The 5,201-nt window shown below is 63.0% G+C and carries 5 protein-coding genes; 4 read left to right on the top strand and 1 reads right to left on the bottom strand.

Annotation, left to right across the window (positions count from 1 at the left end):
* The coding region (locus tag BV071_RS24875) for a UTP--glucose-1-phosphate uridylyltransferase (RefSeq protein ID WP_035612994.1) at positions 1–977 on the bottom strand (977 nt) is incomplete at its 3' end.
* A 185-nt stretch (positions 978–1,162) separates the two neighbouring features.
* Here BV071_RS24875 and rpoN point away from each other — a divergent pair.
* From rpoN to BV071_RS24855, 4 genes are all read left to right on the top strand, one after another.
* On the top strand, positions 1,163–2,566 hold the full coding sequence (rpoN, locus tag BV071_RS24870) for an RNA polymerase factor sigma-54 (RefSeq protein WP_035612992.1): 1,404 nt from the start codon (positions 1,163–1,165) through the stop codon (positions 2,564–2,566).
* Positions 2,567–2,746: 180 nt separating this feature from the next.
* Complete coding sequence (locus tag BV071_RS24865) at positions 2,747–3,349, top strand: hemolysin III family protein (protein ID WP_035612990.1); 603 nt, start codon at positions 2,747–2,749, stop codon at positions 3,347–3,349.
* 5 nt (positions 3,350–3,354) lie between these two features.
* On the top strand, positions 3,355–4,173 hold the full coding sequence (mutM, locus tag BV071_RS24860; RefSeq protein ID WP_035612988.1) for a bifunctional DNA-formamidopyrimidine glycosylase/DNA-(apurinic or apyrimidinic site) lyase: 819 nt from the start codon (positions 3,355–3,357) through the stop codon (positions 4,171–4,173).
* 69 nt (positions 4,174–4,242) lie between these two features.
* Entirely contained in the window at positions 4,243–5,001 is a 759-nt protein-coding gene (locus BV071_RS24855; RefSeq protein ID WP_265594843.1) for a YdcF family protein, read from the top strand.
* The last annotated feature ends 200 nt before the right edge of the window (positions 5,002–5,201 follow it).

Below are 5,201 nucleotides of genomic sequence, written 5' to 3'. Positions count from 1 at the left end.
TTCTTGTCCCGCGGGTCGATGGTCTTGCGATTGCGGATCATCGGGAGGGGCAAGACTCCCCCACCCTGCTCCAGCCGCTCCTTCAGGAGGTCTAGGCGGAGCCAGATCGAGTTGGTGTTGAAATACTGGTGCTTATCGATGTCCTGGAAGGCGTCGAGGTCCGCATCCGGGCACTGGGCAACTTCGCGCAGCAGCAGGCGCTGGTTGTCGCGGCGGACGGCGAGGTGGCCGCCCTTGCGGTCAGCCGGGGTGCGGCGGGTCACCTCCATCAGGAAAGGCGCGCCGGAATCCGCGAAATGCTTGAGCAAGCCGGGCTCAAGGACCGCGCCGAGGTTATCCGAGTTCGAGACGAAGGCGTATTTCACGCCATCGGCGAGCAGGCGGTCGAGCCAGCCACTGCCGACTAGAGCAGGATAGAGGTCGCCGTGGCCTGGAGGGCACCACTCCAGCGAGGGATTCGCTGGCCACTCGGCCGGCGCGAGGGTCGCCTCATCGATCTTCGGGACCTGATTCTGCATCAGCTCGACCTCGGAGGCTTGGGCGAAGCCGCCGGCGGCGTGGCGCTCAAGGTAGCCCAAGGTGTCCTCGCTGGTGCTGAAGCTATTCATGAGGAGCAGGCGGACCTTCGAGCCGCTGGCCTCGCGCAGGCTGAGGATTTGGCGGACGATCAGATCAAGGAAGGCCACGCCGGGGCGGACTTCCAGAACGCTCTTCACCTTCTGCAGGCCCATGCTAGTGCCAAGGCCGCCATTCAGCTTGATCACCACGGTCTGCGCCAGCAGTGCGGGATCGAAGCCTTCGCTGCCAGGCTCAAAGACCGCCAGCCCCTCGGCCGGGCGGATCGACTCCTCCGGGATCAGGCCGGTTTCTTCGCGGCAAAGTGCTTCATAGTTGTGGCGAAATGCACCGATGGCGGCCTCCATCACGCCAGCGGCGCGCATCTTCACTTCGAATGGGACAAAATCTCCTCGCTTCATGACTGGGGAAGTTTGACGGCCGGGGGTGGATTTTCATAGTAAATCCGCGGCGCGCACGCCCCTCCCACAGAAGCCCACCGGCCGCAAGGAAAATAAAAATTGCCGGTGGCACGAAATTTGCTGTATTTTCCGAAGTTGTCGGCTTAGAAGTCGGTTGTCCGCAGAGAGGTGCGGAAATTGGAATCATGGCTGATGCATCGCTACATCAATCGCTGGGACAGCAGCAGTCGCTGGCCCCGCAGATGCGGCGCAGCCTGGAGATCCTCCAGGCGAACTCGATGGAGCTGCAACAGCTCGTCCAACAGGCGCTGGAGATCAACCCGGTGCTGGAGGACATCACCGAATCGATCTCGCTGGACGAGAACGACCCCGATCCCGAGGAAGCTGATTCCTTGGCGAGCCTGAACGAGACGGACGACGACTGGCGCGACTTGGAGATCATGGAGCGCCGGGCGAATCCCTATTCCGCGGACGATGAGGAGCGGCGCGAGCATCTCTACAACTCGATCGTGGCGCCGGAGACCCTCCAGCAACACCTCGCCTACCAGCTCGATTTTTCCCTGGTGGAGCCGGATGTGCGGGCGGCGGCGCGACACCTCATCGGCAACCTCGATCCGCGCGGCTTCCTCGACCTACCAGCGCGCGAGCTGGCATCGCGGCTGGGGATCGCGAAGAAGACGATGGATGAGGCGCTGACCCTCTTGCAAAGCTTCGACCCAGCGGGCATTGGTGCCTCGGGTATCCAGGAATCGCTGCTGCTGCAGCTGGAGCGCAACGGTGAGGGCAACAGCCTGGAATACCGGATCGTGCGCGATCACCTGGAAGAGCTGGCACGCAAGCGCTACCCGCAGATCGCGCGGGCGCTGGGCACCAGCGTGGAACGGATTTCCGATGCGGCCTCGCGAATCGGGCGGCTGACGCCGAATCCCGGCGGCGACTTCGATCCCACCGGCAATCCCTACATCCAGCCGGATGTGGTGATCGAGAAGATCGACGACGAGTGGAAGGCGCGGCTGACGAACGAGTACATGCCGAAGCTGCGGATCAGCGATTTCTACAAGGACATGCTGGGCCGTACCACCAACGACCGGAAGGCGCGGCACTTCCTGCGCGAGCAGATCCGGGAGGGGCGGACGCTGATCCGGTCACTCTCGCTGCGGCAGGAGACGATCCTTTCGATCGCGGAGAAGCTGATCGAGCACCAGCCGGCCTTCCTCGACAAGGGGCCGCGGCACTTGCGGCCGCTGACGATGAATGAGATCGCGGACCAGATCGGGCTTCATGCGACGACGATCTCGCGGGCGGTGGCGGGCAAGTATGTGCTGACGCCGCACGGGCTGATGGAGATGCGGGCTTTCTTCGCCGCCGGTTACCAGACCGCGGATGGCACCGAGGTCTCCAATGCCGGGGTGCGCGAGGCGATCCAGGATTTGATCGCGAAGGAAGATCCGGCGAAGCCGCTCTCCGATGACGCGCTGGCGAAGCAGTTGAAGACGCAGGGCATTCCGGTGGCGCGGCGGACGGTGGCGAAATACCGCGAGCAACTGGGGATTCTGCCCTCGCACTTGCGGAAGTCGTTCACGAGCTGAGGCACGACTCTCGCGAGCCATGGAGGCACCACGAATCTTGCGGATCAGGGATTTGTTGGATTCGCAAGATTCGCGATCCCTGCCGCTCGACTCCGGGGCTATTCCGGGCGATGGTATCGAAAGATGACACCCGGTGCCGAGCGACCCCGATCCCCGCTGTGCGAAAGCCATGCGGAGGAGATGGCCAGCATGGCGACGCATGCGGTGGGCACGGCGCTGGCGATTGCGGCGCTGGTGGGAATGGTGATGGTGGCGGAGGGTGAGACCTTCAAGACGATCTCGGCGATTGTCTTCGGCGGGACCTTGGTGCTGCTCTACCTTTCCTCGACAATCTATCACGCAGTCAGCTGCCCGCGGCGGAAGCCTTGGTTGCAGGCCTTGGATCATGCGTGCATCTACCTGCTGATCGCGGGCTCCTATACGCCGCTGAGCCTGGTGGCACTGCGCGGGCCCTGGGGCTGGTCGCTGTTCGGGGTGGTGTGGTTTCTGGCGATTGCCGGGGTGCTGCTGAAGACACTCGGTCGCGGCAAGCGGACCTCGTGGTGGTCCACCGGGCTCTACATCTTCATGGGCTGGCTGGCGGTGTTTGCCTTGGGCCCGATGATCCGCGCACTGCCGGTGGCAGGGATCGCGTGGCTGGTAGCGGGCGGGCTGTGCTATACCTTTGGCGTGATCTTCTTCGCGTGGGAAAAGCTGCGCTTCAACCATGCGATCTGGCACCTCTTCGTGCTGGCGGGCAGCGCCTGCCATGTGGCGGCGACGGCGCTCTACATCCTTAAGTAAGGACGATGCCTGAGCTGCCTGAAGTCGAGACCACCCGCCGCGGGGTGGAGCCCCATGTGAAGGGTAAGAAGATCCGCGAGGTGATCGTGCGGCATCGGGGCTTGCGGTTGCCGGTGTCGGAGACACTGGATGAGATCGCGGGAGACAAGATCACCGGCGTGAGAAGGCGGTCGAAGTATTTGGTGTTCGATCTGAAGACAAAGGGCTCGCTGCTGGTGCATCTCGGGATGTCAGGCAGCTTGCGGCTGCGGCCGCCGGATGAGGACTTCAAGAAGCACGATCACATCGCGCTGACCTTGGATTCGGGGAAGCAGTTGCGCTTTCATGATCCGCGGCGCTTCGGGATCTTCCTGCATTTGCCGGAGGGCGATCCGCTGGAGCATCCGCTCTTGAAGGATCTTGGGCCGGAGCCTTTGGAGGAGGAGTTCACGGCGGAGACGCTGGCGACGGCCTTCGCGAAGAAGAGCATCGCCGTGAAGGTGGCGCTGATGGATGCGAAGACGGTGGTCGGCGTGGGGAACATCTATGCCAGCGAGGCGCTGTTCCGGGCGGGCATCTTGCCGGCGACGGCGGCGAAGAAGGTTGCGAAGCCGCGCCTGAAGAAGCTGGTGGAGGCGGTGCGCGCCGTTCTAACAGAATCGATCGAGCAGGGTGGCACGACCTTGCGGGATTTCCTGAATTCCGATGGCGAGCCGGGGTATTTTGCGCAGCGGCTGTTCGTGTATGACCGCAAGGGCGAGCCTTGCCGGGTCTGCGGCACGCTGATCAAGCATGCGGTGATGGGGCAACGCTCGACCTACTGGTGCCCGAAGTGCCAGAAGTGAGCGAGATCCGGGAGACGATGCGACCTTTCCGGCGGGGAAGAGAACCACGGATGTCACGGATGGACACGGATGAAAGGCAAGGAAGAGCGCCGGAACCTTCACCCGCGAAATTTGAACAGCCTTGTGAATGGAAGCCAGGTGAGCTTCGGTCTTGGGGCTGTCAGCATATTCCCCGATTCTAGCCCGACGATGAGTCCTGAGATCCTTGATGCCGCCCGTTGTTTGTGGAGTTACCACCAGCTCGGCCATGAGTTGTCGTCTGCCGATGTGATCCTGGTGTTTGGCAGCAATGACCTGCGGGTGGCTGAGCATGCGGCGGAGCTGTGGCTGCGCGGGCTTGCTCCCTACCTGCTCTTCTCCGGGGCGCGGGGGCGGATGACGATGGATTGGGCGGAGACTGAGGCTGCGGCGATGGCACGAGTGGCGCGGGAGAAGGGTGTGCCGGAGGAGCGGATCTTGATTGAGGATCGGGCAACGAATACGGGGGAGAACATTCGGTTCACCCGGGAGTTGTTGGGAGGGCGCGGGTTGGCGGCTGCTACGGCGATTGTCGTACAAAAGCCGTATATGGAGCGGCGGACTTTTGCGGCGCTGGGGGCGCAGTGGCCGGATCTGGAGTGCCGGCTGAGTTCGCCGGCGCTGGATTTCGACTCGTATTGCGGTGGAGAGTTGAGTGTGGATTTTGTGATCGCAGCAGTGGTGGGGGATTTTCAGAGGATTTTGGATTATCCGGCGCTGGGGTTTGCGACGGCGCAGGAGGTGCCGGAGGAGGTGATGGCGGCGTATCGGCTGTTGGTGGCGGGTGGGTTTGATTCGCGGATGAGGTAGGGAGGGGCGTGGAGCTTTCCCGCATCTTACCCAGTCCGATCACAGGGTGCCTCTTCGCTGGGTCTGCGGAGGCTCTGGACTGCAGAAGCGAACAATGAGAGGAGACAGTGACGCTGGGTGGGAATGGGTAGCGCCGTGGCTTTGCTGCGGACTTCTGCGACTGACTGCAGTGAGGGACCGTTCTGCGGGGCAGGAGCCTC

The sequence above is a fragment of the Haloferula sp. BvORR071 genome, assembly GCF_000739615.1.
In the GTDB taxonomy this organism is placed as follows: domain Bacteria; phylum Verrucomicrobiota; class Verrucomicrobiia; order Verrucomicrobiales; family Akkermansiaceae; genus Haloferula.
The sequence above is the reverse complement of the archived record's forward strand: the minus strand, read 5'-3'. Positions and strand labels throughout refer to the sequence as shown.